At 45.9% G+C, this 20,175-nt stretch carries 13 protein-coding genes; 3 read left to right on the plus strand and 10 right to left on the minus strand.

Annotated features, from left to right (window positions below; genetic code table 11):
* Nucleotides 1-71 precede the first annotated feature (71 nt).
* A complete protein-coding gene (gene tnpC, locus ACOCLE_RS05630) occupies nt 72-1,577 on the plus strand; it encodes an IS66 family transposase (protein WP_419532963.1) in 1,506 nt (501 codons plus the stop codon).
* 227 nt (nt 1,578-1,804) lie between these two features.
* Here the strand turns inward: tnpC and brnQ are convergent, their stop codons facing one another.
* The 3 genes from brnQ to corA all read right to left on the minus strand — a co-directional run bounded on the left by brnQ (nt 1,805) and on the right by corA (nt 4,856).
* Entirely contained in the window at nt 1,805-3,091 is a 1,287-nt protein-coding gene (gene brnQ, locus ACOCLE_RS05635; RefSeq protein WP_419535868.1) for a branched-chain amino acid transport system II carrier protein, read from the minus strand.
* Between the two features lie 238 nt (nt 3,092-3,329).
* Complete coding sequence (locus tag ACOCLE_RS05640; RefSeq protein ID WP_419535869.1) at nt 3,330-3,815, minus strand: aminoacyl-tRNA deacylase; 486 nt, start codon at nt 3,813-3,815, stop codon at nt 3,330-3,332.
* Between the two features lie 87 nt (nt 3,816-3,902).
* Nucleotides 3,903-4,856 (minus strand): magnesium/cobalt transporter CorA, encoded by a 954-nt coding sequence (corA, locus tag ACOCLE_RS05645; protein WP_419535870.1) that lies wholly within the window; start codon nt 4,854-4,856, stop codon nt 3,903-3,905.
* A 205-nt stretch (nt 4,857-5,061) separates the two neighbouring features.
* Here corA and ACOCLE_RS05650 point away from each other — a divergent pair, with 205 nt between their 5' ends.
* A complete protein-coding gene (locus ACOCLE_RS05650; protein WP_419535871.1) occupies nt 5,062-6,342 on the plus strand; it encodes an ISKra4 family transposase in 1,281 nt (426 codons plus the stop codon).
* Nucleotides 6,343-6,592: 250 nt separating this feature from the next.
* Here the strand turns inward: ACOCLE_RS05650 and glnD are convergent, their stop codons facing one another.
* The gene (gene glnD, locus ACOCLE_RS05655) at nt 6,593-9,304 is read right to left on the minus strand and encodes a [protein-PII] uridylyltransferase (RefSeq protein WP_419535872.1); all 2,712 of its coding nucleotides are present in this window, start codon (nt 9,302-9,304) and stop codon (nt 6,593-6,595) included.
* A 289-nt stretch (nt 9,305-9,593) separates the two neighbouring features.
* Between glnD and ACOCLE_RS05660 the strand changes: the two genes are divergently transcribed.
* Nucleotides 9,594-10,442, plus strand: a complete 849-nt coding sequence (locus ACOCLE_RS05660; protein ID WP_419535873.1) for a 2-dehydro-3-deoxygalactonokinase — start codon at nt 9,594-9,596, stop codon at nt 10,440-10,442.
* Nucleotides 10,443-10,497: 55 nt separating this feature from the next.
* On the opposite strand, the gene map is transcribed toward ACOCLE_RS05660, so the two are convergent.
* The 6 genes from map to ACOCLE_RS05690 all read right to left on the minus strand — a co-directional run bounded on the left by map (nt 10,498) and on the right by ACOCLE_RS05690 (nt 20,086).
* Nucleotides 10,498-11,292, minus strand: coding sequence for a type I methionyl aminopeptidase (gene map / locus ACOCLE_RS05665; RefSeq protein ID WP_419537158.1), 795 nt, complete (start codon nt 11,290-11,292; stop codon nt 10,498-10,500).
* 355 nt (nt 11,293-11,647) lie between these two features.
* Nucleotides 11,648-12,538, minus strand: a complete 891-nt coding sequence (locus tag ACOCLE_RS05670; RefSeq protein WP_419533099.1) for an IS982 family transposase — start codon at nt 12,536-12,538, stop codon at nt 11,648-11,650.
* Nucleotides 12,539-12,679: 141 nt separating this feature from the next.
* Nucleotides 12,680-14,287: an AbgT family transporter gene (locus ACOCLE_RS05675; protein ID WP_419535874.1), complete on the minus strand. Its 1,608-nt coding sequence runs from the start codon at nt 14,285-14,287 to the stop codon at nt 12,680-12,682.
* Nucleotides 14,288-14,671: 384 nt separating this feature from the next.
* Nucleotides 14,672-16,120 carry a hypothetical protein gene (locus tag ACOCLE_RS05680; protein ID WP_419535875.1) on the minus strand — a complete coding sequence of 483 codons (1,449 nt, stop codon included), beginning with the start codon at nt 16,118-16,120 and terminating at the stop codon, nt 14,672-14,674.
* Nucleotides 16,121-16,440: 320 nt separating this feature from the next.
* Entirely contained in the window at nt 16,441-18,000 is a 1,560-nt protein-coding gene (locus tag ACOCLE_RS05685) for a hypothetical protein (protein WP_419535876.1), read from the minus strand.
* Between the two features lie 376 nt (nt 18,001-18,376).
* Nucleotides 18,377-20,086 carry a sugar phosphorylase gene (locus tag ACOCLE_RS05690; RefSeq protein ID WP_419535877.1) on the minus strand — a complete coding sequence of 570 codons (1,710 nt, stop codon included), beginning with the start codon at nt 20,084-20,086 and terminating at the stop codon, nt 18,377-18,379.
* Between the last annotated feature and the right edge of the window lie 89 nt (nt 20,087-20,175).

Consider the following 20,175-nt stretch of genomic DNA (forward strand, 5'->3'; position numbering starts at 1 on the left):
TCATATAAATCTGGAATTTTCTGATTTTTCGACCATCATCTTATACTCAATTTTTCTAACAAATCTCCAGTATGGAACCAGACTTCCCAGCTACTCCGTTTACCGAAGCTCTCCTTAAAGAGAATGAAGAGCTTCGGACCGAGAATGCGCTTTTACGGGAACGTTGCAGCGAACTGGAAGAAAGGGTTAATAAAAACAGTCAAAACAGTAGTAAGCCACCATCGTCAGATGGTTATCAAAAGCCCAGTAAAAAAGGGAGTGATAAAGGTGATACATCTTCCAAAGAAGCCCCCTGCTCCTCACAGGAAACACCGAACCCCAAAAGCCTTAGACCATCTTCAGGCAATAAACCAGGTGGCCAGAAAGGTCATCAAGGCTCTTGTTTGAGACGTGTCGCCTTACCCGATTATGTCAGGCATCTGAAGGTTGAAAAATGTTGCTGTTGCCAGTCTTCGCTTATCGATATTAAACCCACCAAATACATTGAGCGACAGGTTTTTGATCCAGGTAGACCCGGAGAATTTGAAGTTACCGCGTACTGGGCAGACGTTAAAGTATGTCCTTGTGGTAAACGGAACACCGCTGAGTTTCCCCAAGGAGTGAAAGCCGCTGCTCAATACGGAGAAGTGACTCAGGCAATGGCTGTTCATTTAAACCAGTATCACTTCATCCCATATCACCGGGTGTCTGAGTATTTCAATACTATTTATTGCATGAGTGTCAGCGCAGGCTCTGTTGCCAATTTTGTTGCCTATACCCATGAGAACCTGGCCTCTACTGAGCAGAGTATCCGCGATGCTTTACAAGAAAGTCCGGTTGCAGGAGCGGATGAAACTGGCATGCGGGTTGACGGTTCACTGTGGTGGTTACACATTATGCGAGATGACCAATGGACGCTTTACTACCTCTCAGAAAGGCGAGGTTGTGAAGCAATGGATGCAATGGGCATCCTGCTGACTTTTGCAGGCATTCTGGTTCACGATCATTGGAAGTCCTACTTTGCCTATGCGGCAGTGCATGTGCTTTGTAATGCCCATCATCTGAGAGAGCTTCAGGGAGTTGTCGATAGGGATGCGAATAAGCTGGCTCTGCGGCTGATGAAATTGCTTACGCTCTCCTGGCACTTCTGCAAGAAATACAAAGCAGCCGGTCTGACTCAAATGCCTGGTGCAATACAGCTTCGCATTGAGACGATATACGACCAAATCCTTCAAAGGGCTCTCACGAAGGAAACCGCTTATATGGAAAAACAACGACAGGTGCTTGGACGTAAGAAGGTCAGGAATACCAAGGCCTACAACCTGTTCAAAAGGCTTATTGAGTTTAAGGTTGAAACGTTGCGCTTCATGTCGGACTTTTCAATTCCCTTCGATAACAATGGCAGTGAACGTGATGCCAGGATGGCCAAACTTAAGCAGAAGATCTCAGGCTGCTTCAGAAGCGAAGACGGAGGTACCATGTTTACCCGAATCCGAAGCTATTTATCATCTGCTAAAAAGCAGGGGTTGAACATATTTCAGGCGCTTCTTAAAGCGGTTCGAAATTACAACAATACGCCTTTGCTGGGTGCTGAATAGTTACTGCTAAAAATCTAGACTGCTGAAATAGGGGGGTGGGATAAAATGTAAACGTTAGGTCTATTGTTTTAAGGCATGTTCTGGATCTGTGATTTTTCTCTGTCAGTCTGATTTATAATGAAATTCGTATGTTCCACTTTTTGTCGGTGCTGTGAATCATGTGAGCATAAACCAGCCTGGACAGCAAAGCTGCTGCACAGGCGTCAAATGATGCAATGATTGCTAAATCATGGTGTTTGACAGTTTGATTCTGGTCTGCTGAATAAACCAAGTAGAACCGTTGCAAATAGCACGGCAAGAGAGGGAAGTAGCCATACCATATGTACCTCGTATCCCGGAATTACACTGAAAATCTGTAAAACAGGCTGCAGTCCTGCGTACTCTTTTATGCGCAGGACATCAATGATGCTGAGAATAAATATGATGGTCAGCGTAGCCCGGTATGTCAAAATGGGCCTAGGTAGCCAGTCGCGGATTAATCCGAGGAAAATCAGTGCTATGGATATTGGGTATAGAATCAGAAGTACTGGAATGAATAAGTCAATAATCTCGTTTAGACCCATGTTGGCAAAAAATATACAAATAATGCTGATTGTGGTGACAATGGTTTTGTAGTTCACCCTTTCAAACATCTCATCAAAGTACTCGCTGGAGGCGGTAATGCACCCAATGGCTGTTGTCAGGCATGCCAGGGTTACCACGGCGGCAAGCAATGCAGTCCCAGTTGTGCCAAACAATGTCTCAGCATAAATGGTCAGAACTTGTCCGCCATTGCCAGGGTCCGGTGCTATTTCACGGCTTGTTGCTCCTAAATAGAATAGCGAGATGTAAACGAGGGCGAGCCCAATTGCAGCAATGATTCCGGTGGTAATGCTGTAGTGGAATAGGCTGGATTTCTCTTTAATTCCATGGGATTTAAGATTTGTGATGATAACTATACCGAACATCAGTGCAGCAAGGGCGTCCATGGTCATATAGCCTTCAAGGAAACCCTTAATAAACGGTGCTTCGGTATAAGTGCCCATGGCTGGTCCGGGAATACCGAGAGGAGAAATGATGGGTGAAAGGCCGAGAATTACCAGCAGGGCAATCAGGGCAGGAGTGATCAGCTTTCCTACAGATTCCAGTAGCTTGCCTGGTTTAATTGACAGGTACCAGGAGATACTGAAGAAGACCAGGCTGAATATCAGCTGGGTGAACTCACTGGGCTCAGGCAGAAATGGCAGCAGTCCTACTTCGTAGGAAACCAGGGCTGTTCTCGGTACCGCGTATAAGGGTCCGATGATGAGATAAATACAGGATCCAAGGGCAATCATCAGAGATTTAGGCATCTCCCCGCTGATTTCGTTGAAACAACCACCCACTCTTGATATGGCAACAATGCCCAGCAGTGGGAGGCCAACACCTGTGAGCAGGAAGCCACCAGCTGCATACCACATGTCTTCACCTGCCAGCTGCCCTACCATCGGAGGGAAGATCAGGTTGCCAGCGCCAAGAAACATGGCGAATACCATAAACCCCATACCGACAATATTCTGTAAACTTAATCTCTGATTCATATTTTCAGCTTCCAGGATCCCCGATTATTGGATGTTTTACCGGGATCTGCTCCTTTCCTATGTTAAATAGCCCTTTTGATTACAGGTTGTGCGAACAAACTGCCTGCTATCAGTATGGACGCTATCTGTGAAAGTGGTAGTAGGCCAGCTTGGACCCCGTAAAGCTCTATCTGTGGAGCGTGGGGGAGAGCAGTTAATGATTTCTCGGTGGTGCGGAACAAAGATCGTTGTGGGGTTGATCGCCACTGATCTTCAGGAGGCTTTCCTGCATAAGGCAGATCAGAGTTTCGTGATCACCTGCTTCCAGATAGGTGTTCGAATTATTGCTGAGCCGGTTATCCCAGAGCACATTCATTCTGTAAGGGGCCCCAAAGGGAGGGATAGCACCTGGCTCACAGTCGTTAAACCGGCGGTTAAGCTCGTGTTCTGTGGCAAACTGAAGTTTTGAGTTTGTTATTTGATTTAACTGGTGAATATTAACCCGGTTAGCCGCAGGTAAAATGGCCATCAGGTATTGATCCCGATTGTCTTTCAGAATAACCGCCTTGGCCATCTGATGAAGAGGGATCTGGGCAGCGATTGCACTTTGAACTGAACTCTTGCTGGATTGATGCGTGATTGTCTCGTAGGGAATATTCTTCTCAGAGAGGTAGTTATGAACGGTGTCAGAAATGCTCATGATCGAAATCACCCCAGTAAATCATGGTTTGAGGTGAAAAGAGTATAGCCCCTGATGTGCTGCATCAGAGGCTATTGGCTTTGATGTCTACAACCAGCCTTTCCGTTTAAAAAACAGAAAAGTGGCTAATGCGCTCAACAACATCAGTCCCAGGGCAAGAGGGTAACCGTACTCAACCGAGAGCTCAGGCATGGTTTTAAAATTCATCCCGTAAATACTGGCGATCAGCGTTGGAGGCAGGAACATAACGGCTGCGACCGAGAAAATCTTGATGATATTATTTTGTTCAAGGTTGATGTAGCCCATTGTGGACTCCATCAAAAAGTTGATTTTTTCGAACAGGAAACCCGTATGTGGCGTCAGGGATTCAATATCTCTAAGCATGTCCCGGATGCTGTCTCGCTGTTCATCGTTGAGCATATGGTTACATGCACGCATCAGGTAACGAAGCGAGCGTTGAGTGTCCAGCAGGTTTAACCTGACCTTGCCATTAAGGTCTTCCTGAAGCGTTATGGTTCGTAGCTGTTCGTCGACATCTTTGTACTGCTCTGAGAGAGCGTTCTGACTGACTTCTTCCAGATCTTCGTAAACTTCTTCCAGAGTATCTGCAAGGTATTCAACTTTTGCATCAAAAAGTGCGATGATGACGTCCAGTGGCGTTGTTGCTTTTACATGTTGGGTTTTCAGGTGCTTACGCATAAGCCTGAACAATCCAGTGGGCTCATCCTGAAGGGTAATGAGTTTGTCCGGCCTCAAGTTAAAAGCAACGTTAATATTTCTCAGCTCATGGCCAGACCTGTGGGGAAACAGGGACCGAATGTGGATACCACTTTCGGTTTCAAAGTAGCGAGAAGAAATCTCGATTTCACCGAGATCTTCTTCTTCGGGCAGGCAGCCTGGGAAGTGGGTGGTTAACCAGTGGTGCTCATCACTGTCGGGCTCCGTTGCTTCCAGCCAAATAGTGCCTTTGGCCGGAGGGAAATCTGGCGTCACCCGGTCAATGGAAAATTGGTTTCCTTGGGCACTATAGGCAAAGATCATAGTTGCTGCCTTATTAAAAAGAAAATACTTTGGCCAGCCCCACAGGAGAGTCAGCCACCAAACTATCTGAACGACCAGCCCCTGAATATATCAAAAAAAACAGATGATATTGTCATTTTGAGGGGTGCTCTCTCTGAATGATTGAAACAATAGTGCTCTATTTTCACAGCTACTATGGGAACACCACTCATAATAGTTAACTGTCATGCCCGCTTCTGTTATTTCCAGCTCTACCAAAAGCATCGTTTTGCAAATTGAAGTTTCTATAGATTCAGGCAACATGCTGAATCTTGAAGATAGTTTACAGCGTGCACTCAATGAAGCCGGGCAGCTTGGAACAAAAGAGTTATTGGGGCTATTTGAATCACCCAATAAAGAACCTATCGTCGTTAATCAGCAGAAGTGGAACTACAAAGGAAAGGTTCTTAAGCACTATGAAACCTTATACGGTCGTATACCTTTGGAGCGCTCCGTATATCAGGGTGTCAGAGGTGGCAGTACTCTGGCAGCACTTGATCTTCGTGCCGGTATTATTGGTTCAGCTACCCCCAAATTTGCCAAGTCTATCGCCTGGAAATACAGCCAGATGCCAGCGCCTGCGGTAAAAGAAGATTTTGAGACCAACCATCAAAGGACGCTTTCAAATTCTTATATCAAGCATTTATCGGACAGAGTAGGTGCATTAATTGAAGACCAGCAAGACACTCACTACCACCTTCCTCCACTAAAAGAGCCTGTTGAAACAATAGCCATTGGTCTGGATGGAACCTGCATGCTGCTTTGTGAAGAAGGCTGGAGGGAAGCCATGTGTGGGACATTGAGCCTATATTCTGCAGATGGAGACAGGCTCCACACGATATATACAGCCAGTTCGCCAGAGTATGGTAAACAAAGCTTTATGAGCAAGCTCGACGAGGAGATTGCAGATCTAAAACGACTCTACCCAAATGCCACATACATCGGGGTAGCTGACGGGGCTAGAGAAAACTGGAGTTATTTGAAACAACATACCTCTGGGCAGATACTCGATTTTTATCATGCATCTGAATATTTAGCTGGAGCAGCGGAAGCACTGTTTCCAACCAGTAAGGCGAAGCGACACCAGTGGCTTGAAGACAGGCTACATAGTTTGAAAAACAAGCGTGGAGCAGCCAAAAAAATCCTTCAGGAAATTGAATCAGCCGAGCTCCCGAAAAAGACAATCGCACTGACAGAGAAGCGCTACAAAGCTGTGAGCTATTTTACAAACAATCACCAGTTAATGAATTATCATCAGGCGCTTAAACGCCATTTGCCAATAGGTTCAGGAGTTACTGAAGCGGCTTGTAAGACTCTGGTAAAGCAACGATTATGTGGTTCTGGAATGAGGTGGAAAGCAACAGGAGCGGAAGTGCTTTTGACAACAAGAGCACTGATCCAGAGTAAGGGGCGCTGGGAACAACTTTGGTCTGAGTTCATGACTGGAAAGGTTGAAGCTAACCTATGAGTCAGTTATCAAATTGAGAGAGCACCCATTTTGAGATTTGTGGGGTGCTTGCGTGGAGTGGGAATAAAATTGTCAAATTGTACGATAATTGACTTCTAGTTAGATAGTAGGAATGTAGCAAGAGCGGAAAGTCTTGTAGTATTGGTCAAAAATAGCTACTCCTTAAATGTTAACTGTGAAGATGATCTGAGGTAATGTGTGCCAGACGCTTTCTGGACACATCACCTGGGGTAGGGGTATTAATGGGTATTTAGGGTGTGATGGCATCATGGCTGGATGCTTCGCGCAATACCTGGATTAATGCGCTGCATATCTTGCTACAGATCTCAGCCTCCTGAATGGGTTTTCCATTGCTGTTCGCGATAATAAAGCTGTCCTCCACTTTTTCTCCAAAGGTAGCGATCTTTGCACCGTGTACCTGCAGGTTGAGGCTAGCGAAGGTTTTTCCTATCAGAGCCAGCAGGCCAGGCCTGTCCGTTGCGGTTATATCGAGAACCGTTTGTCTGGGTTCAATCTGGTTGCTGATCAGCACTATCGGTTCCCGATTAAAGTAGCGGAGTTGTCGGGGGGTTCTTCGACGAATCAGGTCAGGGAATTTGTCTGGGGCAGAAAGGGTGTTCTGTAAATGAGTCTTGATATCCAGTATGCGCTCTGCGTTGGGGCCAATGGCTGAACCGTCCTCTTCCAGTACAGTATATGTGTCAAGACTGTAGTTGCTTTTTGACGTGATGATGCGTGCATCCTGAATGGCGAGTCCCAGCTGATGGAATGCTGCTACCGTTGCTGCAAACAGGTTAGACTGGTCGTGGGTATAGACAAAGACCCTTGAGCCCTGGTGCTCATAGCCATCAGCAATTTTTGGAATCAAGATCAGTGGTTTGTCCGAGTCATGCTGGAGAATACCTTCGGTCTGCCAGCTGATTTCATCACTTTGGTGGCGAAGAAAATACTCATCATTAAATTGATCCCAGAGATAGGATATGCTCTCCTCTTTTAAGCCTTTTTCAGTTAGCAGAGTCATTGCCCGTTGCTTGGTATGAGCAATCTGCTCATTCATTTCGGGGAGGTTGTCGACACCCCGCTTTAATAGCTGATGTGTCTGAGAAAAAAGCTGTTGCAGTAGTGAGGCTCTCCAACCATTCCAGAGTCCAGGGTTGGTGGCATTAATATCCGCCACTGTGAGGAGGTATAGGTACTTCAGTCGCTCCCTGGTGCCGACACGTCGGGCAAAGTCCTGAATCACTTTTGGATCCGATAGATCTTTTTTCTGCGCGGTGACTGACATGGTCAGGTGCTCCTTAACCAGCCATACAATCAGCGCTGTATCTTCTTTATTCAGGCCGTGAACGCGACAGAATTTCTTGGCATCCACTGCGCCTAGCTGAGAGTGATCTCCGCCGCGGCCTTTACCAATGTCATGGTAAAGGCCGGCCAGATAAAGTAATTCCGGCTTGGGGATCCTGTGTATTATTCTGGACGCGATGGGAAATTGCTGCCGACTCTTGTGATAGGAAAAGCTGCGCAGGTACTTCACCAGTAAAAGAGTATGTGCATCGACCGTGAGGGTGTGGAAAAGATCATACTGCATCTGACCGATAATTTGTCCGAACTCCGGAAGGTAGCGGCCAAGAATTCCGTAGCGGGCAAGCCTTCTCAAAGTGGCCGTCAAGGCAAAAGGGGCACGCATTAACTCGAGAAAAAGCCTTGTGCATCGAGGGTCTTTGCGAAAAGTGCTGTCCACCAGGTGGCGGTAATCTCTGAGTAGCCTTATGGTTTCAGCGGTCGGTCCCTGGACTGACTGATCTCGGGTTATGAGGACAAACATCTCCAGAATGGCGGGAGGGTATTCAGCAAAAACTTTATCATGGACGGTTTCAATATAGTTGTTGCATACCTGGAAACGCTCGTTAATCGCATAAACTTCCTGAGGAACGCCGGCACTGAGGATATCGTCATCAAAATGCTGTAGAAGCAAATCTTTTAACTGGCTGACAATCATGACGGTGCGAAAATAGCTTTGCATGAACTGCTCCACCGCCAGAGCACCTGTATGATCGTGATAACCGAACTGGCAGGCCAGTGTACGTTGATGATCAAACAAAAGGCGGTCTTCTCCCCTTCCTGTCAGGGAGTGAAGTGCCCAGCGAATTTTCCAGAGAAACGCTCTGCATCTTTGTAGCTGCTGATATTCAACATTGCTCAGGAAACCAAGCTCCAAAAGCTCCGCTGGATCATGTGTTCCATAGTGCCGTCGAGCCACCCACCCCAGCATATGTAGATCCCGAAGGCCGCCTGGCGAACCCTTGATATTTGGTTCCAGATCGTATTCGGTATCATTGTATTTACGGTGCCGTTTACGTTGTTCTTCAAATTTCGCTTGAAGATATCGCTGGCTGGGCCACATGTGCTCAGTGTCAATCATGTCCAGTAGGTGTTCATGCAGGAAGATCGGACCAGATATAACCCTAGATTCCATCAAGTTGGTGATGATGGTCAGATCATTGGCTGCCTGACTTGCACACTCATCAAGGGAGCGGACACTGGATCCAACCTTTAATCCGATGTCCCAGAGTAAGGTTAGAAAATGCTCGATGGCGTCCTGGTGTTCATCATAATGGTCTTTTTCAAGCAGTATCAGGATGTCGATGTCTGACCCTGGATGCAGTTCGCCTCTGCCATACCCCCCTACAGCGAGCAGTGCAACCGGGCAGCCATTGTTCCAGCTGAGATGCTCCCATGCCAGGCATAATACCTGATCAATGAGCCATGCCCGGGCAAATACCAGCTGCTCTATATCCATTCCATCCTGAAACCACTGATCCATCTTGGTTGTGGCTTCTTTTAAACACTTTTTGTAGGCCGGTACTGGGGTTCTTGAGATTGTTAAGTCCGCCCGGAACTGGCTTTTATTGAAAAGACTGTCCTGGATAGGAGCTGGAATTTTCTGGAACGGATTACTCATTTTCGGCTGCTGTCTTTTATTGTTGGTGCATGGCGGAATCTTGCTGATTACGGTGTCTCACCGGTTGGGTTCGATGTTCTGCGTCTGGCTAAGGGCATCATAAAAGGATTGCTGGAAAAAATCAGTACTATAATGCCCTTGGGCTGCTTTGGCTGAAATATTTTACTGCTGGTCACCTTATACCACTGTTGTGTTCAAGCGTGAGTAATACGTCACTATGAGTATATTTTCTTCTGGTCAAGTTTGGGTTGCCGTTGATTGGGGAGCAGAAAGTTATAGTGCCTTTCTGATGAAAAAGGGAAGCATTGTTGACAGTAGGACAGGGGAGCTGGGCGTTTTACAGGTCGAAGACAGTGCCTTTGAAGCTGCTTTAAAAGTGGCCATTGATCCATGGTTGTCAGCTCATGGCGAATTTCCGATCATTCTTTCCGGGCTGGTGGGAGCCCGGGAAGGCTGGGTTGAAGTAGCGTATGTTCGCACCCCCTGTTCGAACCAATCTATTCTGGATGGGGTTGTCAAAGTGCCAACCAACCAGTTGAAGAATGTATCCATTGTTCCCGGTATTTTGCATTCCGGTGATGAGTATTCTGAGGTATTGAGAGGGGAAGAGGTATCCATTATTGGAGCGATCAAGGATCAGACTGTTTCAGATGGCTGGATTTTGAAACCCGGGGAGCATTCCAAGCTTGTCAGGGTTGAAGAAAATGAAATTACACAGCTTTTTACCTATATAACCGGGGAGCTATACAGGATACTGGATCAGTACTCATCGTTGTGCAGGCATGCAGGTATTGAGCAGAAAGTGTCCTCTATTGACTTTATGACAGGGGTAAGAACGGCATTGAAATCGGGCTGCCTGTCCAAAGTGCTTTTCAGTGTCAGTACTCGCCGGTTAGTCAGTCAGATTGAGGCTGAACATGTCAGTAGCTATCTGTCTGGGTTATTAATTGGTCATGAGTTTCGAGATATTAAGTCGATGGGGTTGGATAATATTGTTCTGATAGGAAGTGGGCAGTTAATGGAGTTCTATCAGCTTGCGTTTGATGAGCTGTCTATTCAAACGAGGTTGGTTGACTCACAGAGAGCCTATCTTTCAGGGGCGCAGTTAATTCTTGAGTCTCTGGAGGGTGATAATTAAGCCAGGAGGCTGGCTATGCCTTGAAATAAACAGGCGTTCAAGGCATAGGTGACAATTAAAAGTTTTCTTCTTTTCGTTTGGTTAACACTTCACAGCCTGTAGAGGTGACTGCAATTGTGTGTTCCCACTGTGCAGAAGGGCGTCGATCTCTTGTTACCGCCGTCCATCCATCACCCAGAAGCTTGGTTCCTTTCTTACCAGCATTGATCATTGGCTCGATAGTAAATGTCATGCCCTCTTTCAGGACGCAGTCATTTCTGTCGTTATAACCTTCATAATGGATGACCTGCGGGTCTTCATGGAAAACGCTGCCAATGCCATGCCCGCAGTATTCTTCAACGACGGTGAAGTGATTAGCATGAGCGTGTCTGGCAATCACTCGACCGATATCGCTCAAGCGATTACCCGGTTTTACCTGCTCAATGCCGAGGTACAGGCATTCCTGCGTTACCTGAACCAGTCTCTGGTTAAATGGTTGAACGTCACCAATCAGGAACATTTTGCTGGTATCACCATGGTAGCCATCTTTGATCACAGTGATATCGATATTGACTACGTCACCGTTTTTCAAAAACTTCTTGTCACTGGGAATGCCGTGACAAACGACCTGATTAATGGAAATACAGGTGGACTTGGGAAATCCGGGTCTGCCAGGGGCTGCGCCATAATTCAGTGGGGCAGGGATAGCTTTCTGAACATTGACGATATAATCATGACAGATACTATCCAGCTCGCCAGTTGAAACGCCGGGTTTCACATGGGGCTCGATCATTTCCAGCACTTCAGCGGCCAGGCGGCCCGCGACGCGCATCTTTTCAATTTCTTCAGGGGTTTTGATGGTTACATTCATTGTCAGGTCAAGCCGCTCAAAAGATGCGAAAGTCAAATGATAATCCTTATTATCTTACCAGAATCCCTGAGCGAAGTATTAACATTATTACGCGATGTGCGACTTTGTCTGAAACTATCTCAAATTACTAGCCCGGATATTTCATAAACTGCCCCGAATCTCGGGCAGGACTTTGTCGCCCTAAGGGATTTTGTGAGGGAGTGCCGTACCGGGGAGTACGGTCGACCGAGCAAAACTCCCTTAGGGCGGCAAAGGACAAGCGAGAACGGGAGCACGTTTATGAAATATCCGGGCTAGCATGATGGTAAGTCCAAGTTGTATCTTCAAAATCACGCAATTATTTGCTTTCCGTTTTTTAATCTTCGGAAATAAGGTTCTCAAACTGTATTGCAGGACGACCAGCAATTATATTCAGATAAGAACCAATATTATGTGCCAGTAACTTCCGAGCGATACGTGATGTCATATGCCATCTATCTCGACAATGGCACTTTTCTATTTCAAAGCGCTCTGTCAATTGACCTATCACTGTTTCTATTCTCCGTCGTACCCGTAATACCAGCTTTACAAACGACTTCGGACGTTCATCTTGCATGTTTTTTCTCAGTGGCGTCTGAAGATCAATACCTAATTCCTGACAATCAGCTTTAAACTCAGGCCTTATATAGCCCTTATCGCCAAGCAAGAGGCCAGAAATGGTCTCGAGCATGTCATAGGCTGCATCACGCTCATCTACGTTCGCTGCGGTCAGAGTAAAACCCACAGGAATCCCTCGTGCTTCAACCAGCAAATGCCCCTGAAAGCCATAGAACTTCTTGTCCTTGGAAGCGCAGTAACCATAACCAGCCTCAGCTTTAAAGATACGGCTCTGTGGTGCACGGGTTCTGACGACAACATCAATCGGAAAACCATCGATTAAATGGATATCTGCATTATCTGCATGCATCATCTGGACTATACGAATTTGCAGTCGTTGTTTCACATGCCATAAGTTGGCGGCCTGTTTGACAAATGCCGAGCGTGAAGGAATGTCAGGAAACAGGTGTCGCCAGTGTCGGGTAAAATACTTCCAAATCTCAGTGTCCTTATGATGCCCAAGCCATTCACCGACAACTTCCATGGTGATCGCTTCACTATCAGTGAGCTTTGGTGGAAACCCTCGAAGTCGCAGTGGTACAGGAAAAAGCTCTTTTACCAAATCGTCGATCAAGCAGTAGACTGTAGTGATAAACTCTTCAACGGGCATGACTGAAACCTTCTTTGCTTTCTACTGCTTTTAATAGCAGAAAGCAGGATCAGTCATGTCTCCTTATGCAAACCTAAAAGTCGCACATGGCGTATTATTATATAAGCTTAAAGCCCCTTCCTCAGGAAGGGGCTTCTGTTGTTAGCCAGCTGTGTAGTAAGTTGCTGCACCTGGCCCAACGGGCATGTTCAGGACAAATACCCAGACAAAGAACAGCACGCTCCAGCCAATAAGGAAGAAGATGGAGTATGGCAGCATGGTTGAGATAAGCGTACCTATTCCCAGGTCTTTCTTGTAACGGGTGGCAAAAGAGACAATCAGTCCGAAGTAGCTCATCATCGGTGTAATGATGTTCGTGACCGAGTCACCTATTCGGTAAGCGGCCTGAATGACTTCAGGGGCAAAGCCAACCAGCATCAGCATAGGGACAAATATTGGCGCAGTGACTGCCCACTGTGCAGAGGCGCTGCCAATCATCAGGTTAACAAAGCCGCACATCAGGATGAAGAACACGAATAACAGTGGCCCGGTCAGTCCGATATCCTGAAGGAACTCAGCCCCGAGAACTGCAAAGATGGTACCGAAGTTGGTCATCTTGAAAAAGGCGACAAACTGCGCGGCGAAGAATACCAGGACAATATACATGCCCATGGTTCCCATACTTTTGGCCATGCAGTCGATGACGTCACGGTCATTTTTGATAGAGCCAACCACTTTGCCATAGACAATGCCTGGTACTGCGAAGAACACCAGAATCATGGCGACAATACCCTTCAGGAAGGGGGAGCCTGCAACAAGCCCTGTTTCGGGATTTCTCAACACTCCCCATTCAGGAACAATGGTCAGTGCCATTAATGCTGATACGGCAAGCACGGCCAGTCCAGCCAATTTCAGACCGCGCTTTTCCTGGTTGGTGATCTGTTCCAGCTTTTCTTCTGCCAGGTTAATACTGGCTTCTTCTGGATTGTATGGCCCCAGGTTTGGCTCAACAAATTTGATGGTTACCCAGCTACCCACACCGGCAATCATAAAGGTGCTAAGTACCATGAAATACCAGTTAACTTCGGGCCCCACTACATAGGTCGGGTCAATGATTCTGGCAGCGGTCTGGGTAATGCCAGCCAGAAGCGGGTCAACAGTACCAAGCAGCAGGTTTGCACTGTAACCACCGGATACACCCGCAAAAGCCGCAGCCAGGCCAGCGATTGGGTGTCTGCCGAGAGAGTGGAAGATCATCGCAGCCAATGGAATGAGAACCACATAACCCAGTTCTGACGCGGTGTTGGAGATAACACCGGCAAACACAACAATCAGGGTGACGGTATTTTTAGAGGCTTTCATGACCAGTGATCGAACCGCCGCACTGAGCAGGCCGGAGTGCTCGGCAATTCCAACCCCCAGTATGGCAACCAGAACTGTCCCTAAAGGGGCAAAGCCGGTGAAATTGGAGACCAGACTGGTAACGATCATTCTAAGGCCGTCACCATTGAGAAGGTTAACCACCTGGATGACACCATCGACTGCCCTTCCGGGGGCGCCAACTGGCCGAGGGTCTATTACGCTGAGGTCTAGCCAGGAAGCAATCCCGCTTAACAGAACAATGCCAACGGCAAATAGGGCGAACAGTGTCACCAGGTGAGGCAGTAGATTTCCCAGCCATTCAACGGCTCTGAGAAAACGGTTAAAGGTGCTGCGCTTATTATTATTTTTGGCATCACCTGTTGGGAGTACTTCGGAAGAGTACGGCATATTCCACTCCAACAGTTGTGTCAATTATTATGAATGTGCTCGTCCAAACACATTGTGGGTTTGGTCTTTGCCGTCATGCGCAGACCTGATGTGTGGCCGGGAAAGCGCCCCGACATAAAGCTTTTTCTCAATGATTCTGAGAAAATAATAAACGATAGTACATAAAATTAATAAAAATGAAAGATTGAAAAAACAGTTCAATTAATGTATCAGGAGGGTCTTTAAATATGGCTTATAGTCAACCGATACTGCTCTTTAAACAGTTTTTTTTGTGGGACAAAAAGGGGGGGGCAATCTCTAAGATTGATCATGAAACAATTGGTAGCAGGAAAATGAGGTTTGGATATTTTCCTGCCGTTTTTTCAAGAGTGAATGCAACCATTATCAAATTAACAAAGGGCTTATAGCTTTAAATGTAAAATAGATAACTCCAGCATAGACTGGGTACTGACCATAATAGATTGCATGCCAGAATGTTGATAACCAGGTCCTCAAGTCAACATCAGGATTTGACGTGAATGTGACATCCAAACTGTTTTTTGAAAAATAATTGTTCTCATATCGGTTCGGGCTGAGCAATCCCCACAGCGCATACCATTTGCAGTCCCAAGCATCGGGGTCCGACTCACAGGACTGGCGATAAAAAGGCATATTTTTCTGATAAACCGTTAACTTGAGTGTGTACTCAGTGTCGGGATCAAGGTGTTCATCGTAGCTTAGAGTTTCATCCGGCAGAAAGAGAATTTTTCCCGGGTAATAAACTAAGGCCGGTATGTAATTCCGGTACATGTTTTTACTGGGATTCTCCCCCTTGTTGAGAATAAATTTCCAAAGTGTAGAGCGTCTTATTTTCTGATCTTCAGAAAGAGCATTTAAGGTTTGCTTTACCCCCTCGGCTTCATCAATGTAAATGGTTGACCTGAGCCTCTGTCCGAAAACAGATGGCTCATAAAGCTGAATTCTAACCACTATATTTTTTAGTTTCTTGGATACTTCTCCTGAAACTTCGCTGATCGCTGCAGAAGAGAAGTCCTGAGCCTTCATTATATATGGGAAGGCCTTAAGTACCATATGTCCTGTTTTTCCACGGGCGGATGACCACTCCAGTGATTCAATGGGCTCATTGTCAAAATCTACTGGGCGCGAGAAACCATTGGGGGAGCGGGATGCTATACGTTTCTCCGTGTCAACTAAAAAGCTGACCTTATCATAACCTTGAAAGCGGCAAGAAAGGCTTCCAGGTTGGTGGTTTAATACAACATAGTCAGACTTATACTCATTTTTTGGATCTTCGATGGATAGTGTTGGTGTTAGCTGGGTGGCTTGAGAGCTCAGCCAGCCACTCATGAGATTACTGACTGTGACGGCTTCTTCTTCACCTGGCAAAAGATCATAGCCATTAGCAAGTCGGTCAATATAATTTTCATTTTTTGGGTTCCAGTCAGTGGCATCTTTCTTCCGGAACTCTACATCAAAGTCCATATGTCCATAGCTGCAATGCTGGCTCTCATGAACAACAACATCTGCATAACACTTTTTTGCTCTGTGATGACACTCCTCAACTTTTTTTTGCTCACCAGTGTCGGTGATTACCGTCCTTTCATCGCAAACTTCGTAGGTTCCGCAGGTTAAAGCATCCTCAACCATTTCACAGTTTTCCCAGTACCAGTGAAGATCTTGATTGTATTTAATCCTTGCAGCCCAGGTTGGCGTTGGTTGATGGCGAAGGGTTTCGGCCGCTTCGTATCTATCAATGTTTTTCTGATCCAGCCAGGCCTCTTCATCAAAAAGATAAGGCTTCCGTGTGTGAACATGGTTGGCGGGTGAGCACATTAATTCCTCTGAACGGAAGTTACGGGTTTTGTGTGCTGGGATTGTTTGACCCGGGCAAGCATGGCTGTGAATGGGAAATGGTGATAGTGAACGTTGGACACAATAATTTTCGATATAGTAGGAGTTTGACGATCCCTTTTTGAAAGCGTAAGTGTGGAGTGATAGGAATATTAATGCCAATAGAGCTGAGCATATAAAACGAACGTTAATATTCACTGTAATGACCTGTGATACTGGTTTTTATTAAAATCATTGAGCACCTGAGGGGGAGACGACTCAGGTGCTCTGTATTTCTCTATTGACTCGTGAGTTATGTCTTTTTAATTGAATAACTCTCTTTGTTTTCTTTTTTTAATCAGAAGGCTGTTTTGAGTCATCATATCCACTTCTTTTTGTAATTTTCTGGCTCTTTCAAGACGGTTTTCCTGGTTTCTAAGAATTCCCACAGATTGAGCTAGAGATCCTTTCAGGGTGTCGGCATCAACCATACCAACATCGCTTTCTATATCATCGTCGTCATCCCCAAAGCCAAATGTCTGATTGGCTTTGCTTTCAAAAAATGCGCGGGCGGCCTTGTCAGTAAGGTAGTGTTGTTTATAGCCATCTCTGACGCGTTTCAAACCACCAGCCTGACTTAGAGTAATTTCCTCATCAAGATCTCGTTTTAAAAGACCGATGATGAAAAATTTCGTATCCATCTCATTTGATTTTCCGGATGCCCAGGTTACCCAGGCATTGACTGAACGCCACTCTCTGCTGGCAGAGCTTTCCACTGTGCCAAAGGCTTCAGTAGCCATGTTGGCGTAACGTGTCAGGTCATTTACGTCATAAATTGCTTGAGCGCTTGGTACCTGCATATCACTCAGATAGTAGTCCAGGTTAAATACCCGCTTGGTGTATTCAACAGGAATGCTACCAATTTTTATGCCGTAAACGGCTCGAAGGTATGATCTTGCCCAGAACGCATCCAGTAACATCTCTTTAGCGCGTTTAGCGCCTGCAAGGTCAACACTGGTTCTATATCTTTGTGATGTTCCGAAGGTGTCGATAAAGGCGTGTATTGCTCGAAAAGTAAAGTGGTTGATACTGGTGTCAATTACCCGTCTGTCACGAGAGGGCATTATTCTCAACGCAGTGATTTCTTTGGACATCCTTTCTATTTCTTCCGGAGAATAAATAGGACCTTCGTCTAAGAATTCATCTACTTCAACAATGGTTAATCTGCGGGTTGTTTCATCCGGAAGTTTGACTGTGAAGTGCAAAAGCTCCGCTCTTCTGGTGATTGCCTGGACAATTCCATTGTAATAATCGACAAGTTCCTGCATGTTAACGACGCCTTCTTTGTCAGCGGTAATGTCAGGTCGCAGTTTTGGTAAGTATTTCAGGGTTTGAATATCAATTTTGAAATTGTCACTTCTTTTTCTATACGCTTCTACTCTATCCAGAAATTCCTTAACAGGCACGGCTTGAAAGGATCGGCTATCTGACATTGTATGGAGATCTGATGATAGCTGGTTAAGCTCTTCAATATTTCCTCTGAGTCTGTCAAGAGTTGATCTGAGGACTTCACCATCTTTTTCACCACGCTTGTAGAAAGCCTCTATATATTTTTGTTCAACATCGGACTTATTGGAAAAGTTGATGGTTAAGTCTTCTCTGTCCTGAGGAGCAACATTAATAACAGGGGCTGAGTGTTTTGATGTGCCGGGGTAAGGAGGTGGAGGATAGTATCCTTGGTCTTCACGATAGGTAGGGGATTGACCATAGCGGTCGAAATGTGCTGTTTCTTCCCGTTCAGGCTCACGAGCTTCTACTTGGCAGATGGATGAAATTGCAATGGCAAATAGAGAGGTAAATAATGCGCCAGTGATTTTGTTCATTGTTTAAACTCTGGATTTTGGATATTCATAACGGATAGATTGACCGTGAAAAAAGAATATAGTTCCAATTTGCAGAGGGTATTGTGTTAATTTTTTGAATGAAAAAAAATTTAAATAGCAAAAGTGAATAGTTGATTCGATTTAATTTATTTTGTTTGTGCTGCTTTTGCCATTTTATCCTTTTTTGCTGCTGACCTATTTTATTTTCTGGTGATAGGGTAAGTGTGCTGGATAGCTGTTTAGGTGTACCATCTGACTGGATGGTCGGCTATCAGTAAATTTAGGCTCGCTTAGTTAGCATCTTATTCTCCGGTGCTCCTGGCTTTGGGGCTGACATCTTGATTGGCTGTGCTCTGCATAATTGAGAAAACGGGCATTAGTTTGAAATAAGCCAAAGTGATTGGTAGGGAGTTAAGTACTCTGAGTGACAGGGATTTTGTTTGAGTAAATCCAAATAATTTTTATATTGTTCCAAGTCTATTTGTATATGTGTTGTTGTAAGGTTGTGAATGGCAATCAGATGTCTGCCTGTTTTTGGGTCAGTTCTTGAAAATGCGAAAATGCCTGGGCAGATATCTATGATTTTTTGTGGGTTATCAGGGTGAAAACAGCTTTCTTTTCTGCGGATTTCAATGACTTTTTTCAAGGTTCTGAAGATCATATTCTGCATAGAAACTGGGTTGTCCAGCTCTGAGAGCAGGTCTTCAATATCCCATTTACGACGGTTGATGGACCGGGTGCGGCCAGATCGTTCAACGCCGGCAAGATCGTTTGGAGTGGCCAGCAGACTGTGAATATAGATAGCTGGAATACCTTTCATTCCAAGCATGATGATCTGTGAGCAGAGAAAACGCTGTGCCTGCCAGTGGTCCTCACCGCGCCGTGTACCTTTCATGGCATCAAATAGAGAAATATTGATTTCGTAAGGTTTTTCGCTCTGATCCTGAAGTGTTCGCATGCTGACGAATCCGCCAAAGCGGTGCATGCTGTCCACCAGTTCAGAGACTTCGTTATTGGGAACCAGTCCTTCAAGTGGCCGCAGTCCAATGCCGTCATGGGAAGCGGTGAAATTCAGTGTAGTGCAACCCTCAGGGTATTCTGGCAGTGCCCTTGCCCAGTGCGCCAGGTATTTCTCGGTGCCCCTGTTTAGTGCATGAAGTATCAGGGGGGGGAGCGCAAACTGGTACACCATATGCGCCTCGTTACCTTGAGAGAAATAGCTGAAGTTTTCAGGGTCAGGTACATTTGTTTCTGTTATCAGTAATGCGCCAGGCCGGGCTTTTTCAACAATCAGTCGCATTACTTTTACGATGGCATGTGTCTCTGGTAGATGCACACAGGATGTATTGAGCCTCTTCCATAAAAAAGCAATCGCATCAAGACGCACTACGCTGGTGCCCTGGGTAAGATAGAAAAGGACAATATCGACCATTTTTATCAGCACATCCGGGTTTTTGAAGTTAAGGTCGATCTGGTCCTCACTGAAGGTGGCCCAGACGTGGCGGGTTCCCCGGCGTGTCTGGGTGGGTACTAGCAGAGGCGAGTTTCTGGGGCGGGTTACCATGGTCAGATCGGTTGCAGGCTCTTCCTCAATAAAGTAATCCCGGCCTGGCCGGGTGCCACTGACAAAATCAGCAAACCATAGACTTTCTCTGGAAACATGGTTAATCACCAGGTCTGTCATCACCCGGTAATCTTCAGATATTGCTCTGATATCCTCCCAGCTTCCCAGTGCTGGATTGACCTGCAAGTAATCAATGACTGAAAAGCCGTCATCAGAGCTGAAAGGAAAATAGGGAAGTATATGAACCGTTGAAATGAGCTGTCCCAACTGACTTTTGATAAATTCATTCAATACGTTGAGTGGCTTTTTTTGACCATCTTTCAAGCTGTCGCCGTAGGTGATCAGAAAAATATCCTGCTCTGACCAGGCGTTAAAATCCTTTTGTTCGTGATTGTGCAAAAAGTGCTCAATCCGGCGAACGATGATGCTGGCGAGGTCATCAGACATATCACCATAAGGCGTCTCAAGGAGTGTAGACAGGGACTGATGAAATGACGCAAAGATCGGTGGGTAGCTTTGCACAATGCCTCTCCTGAAATAGCAGCAGTACGAAGTTCTGATTCACTTTCTTTATATCGGTAGCATGAGTTGTGCCATGTGGTTAGTCACTT

The sequence above is a fragment of the Endozoicomonas sp. genome, from assembly GCF_965196975.1.
Lineage (GTDB): Bacteria > Pseudomonadota > Gammaproteobacteria > Pseudomonadales > Endozoicomonadaceae > Endozoicomonas.

Coding starts and splice junctions, on each gene's coding strand:
- brnQ (WP_419535868.1), bottom strand. CDS start 3,091: ATGGTATTCGCCATGTTTCTTGGCGCTGGCAACCTGATCTTCCCTCCG.
- ACOCLE_RS05680 (WP_419535875.1), bottom strand. CDS start 16,120: ATGTGCTCACCCGCCAACCATGTTCACACACGGAAGCCTTATCTTTTT.
- ACOCLE_RS05640 (WP_419535869.1), bottom strand. CDS start 3,815: ATGAGCATTTCTGACACCGTTCATAACTACCTCTCTGAGAAGAATATT.
- tnpC (WP_419532963.1), top strand. CDS start 72: ATGGAACCAGACTTCCCAGCTACTCCGTTTACCGAAGCTCTCCTTAAA.
- ACOCLE_RS05670 (WP_419533099.1), bottom strand. CDS start 12,538: ATGCCCGTTGAAGAGTTTATCACTACAGTCTACTGCTTGATCGACGAT.
- ACOCLE_RS05675 (WP_419535874.1), bottom strand. CDS start 14,287: ATGCCGTACTCTTCCGAAGTACTCCCAACAGGTGATGCCAAAAATAAT.
- corA (WP_419535870.1), bottom strand. CDS start 4,856: ATGATCTTTGCCTATAGTGCCCAAGGAAACCAATTTTCCATTGACCGG.
- glnD (WP_419535872.1), bottom strand. CDS start 9,304: ATGAGTAATCCGTTCCAGAAAATTCCAGCTCCTATCCAGGACAGTCTT.
- ACOCLE_RS05650 (WP_419535871.1), top strand. CDS start 5,062: ATGCCCGCTTCTGTTATTTCCAGCTCTACCAAAAGCATCGTTTTGCAA.
- map (WP_419537158.1), bottom strand. CDS start 11,292: ATGAATGTAACCATCAAAACCCCTGAAGAAATTGAAAAGATGCGCGTC.
- ACOCLE_RS05660 (WP_419535873.1), top strand. CDS start 9,594: ATGAAAAAGGGAAGCATTGTTGACAGTAGGACAGGGGAGCTGGGCGTT.
- ACOCLE_RS05685 (WP_419535876.1), bottom strand. CDS start 18,000: ATGAACAAAATCACTGGCGCATTATTTACCTCTCTATTTGCCATTGCA.